This window comes from Gordonibacter sp., from assembly GCF_036667095.1.
Lineage (GTDB): Bacteria > Actinomycetota > Coriobacteriia > Coriobacteriales > Eggerthellaceae > Gordonibacter.
On the sequence record NZ_JAVWUP010000121.1, the window covers coordinates 1 to 907 of the forward strand.

The 907-nt window shown below is 60.9% G+C and carries 1 protein-coding gene; it reads left to right on the forward strand.

Annotation, left to right across the window (positions count from 1 at the left end; all coding sequences use genetic code 11):
• Window positions 1–17: 17 nt before the first annotated feature.
• Window positions 18–907, forward strand: an 890-nt coding sequence (locus RR842_RS10125) for a (Fe-S)-binding protein (RefSeq protein ID WP_332729663.1), incomplete at its 3' end; no start/stop codon positions are given.

Here is a 907-nt window from a genome sequence, read left to right on the forward strand (position 1 = left end):
TGCCCTCGAAGGGCTGGATGGACGAGCCTGTGGAGCTCAAGGCCGGCATGTTCTGCTACGGCGTGAAGCCCGACAAGCTCGAAACCGTCGGCATGCCGAACCCGCATGCGTGGTCGCCTACCGACGAGGATTGGAACCTTCCCGAGAACTGGAAGGCGATCATCCTCAACGGCATGCAGGACCTCCTGGGAAAGTACCGCTCGTTCAAGCTGTTCATGGACGTGTGCGTGCGCTGCGGAGCCTGCGCCGACAAGTGCCACTTCTATATGGGATCGGGCGATCCTAAGAACATGCCGGTGGTGCGCGCCGAGCTGCTGCGCTCGGTGTACCGCCGCTACTTCACCGCGTCGGGCAAGATGTTCGGCGCTTTGGTGGGCGCGCGCGATTTAACCGAGGACGTGCTGAAGGAGTGGTGGTACTACTTCTACCAATGCACGGAATGCCGTCGCTGCTCGGCGTTCTGCCCCTACGGCATCGACCAAGCCGAGATCACCATGATGGGGCGCGAACTGCTCAACCTGGTGGGCCTCAACACCGAGTGGATAGCCGGGCCGGTGGCCAACTGCTACATGAAGGGCAACCACGTCGGCCTTGAGCCGCAGGCCATCATGGGCAACGTCGAGTTCCTCATGGACGACTTGGAAACAATCACGGGCAAGCATATCGAGCCCTCGTTCAACCGCAAGGGTGCCGAGATCCTCGTGGTGGTTCCCTCGGGTGATCTGTATGCCGAGCCCGGTACGTTCACGTTCATGGGCTACATCATAATGCTCGAGCAACTCGGCGTCGACTACACGCTTTCCACGTACGCCTCGGAGGGCGGCAACTTCGGCTTCTTCACCACCAACGAGATGGCTAAGCGCCTCAATGCCAAGATGTACGCCGAGGCGGAGCGCTTGGGTGTCAA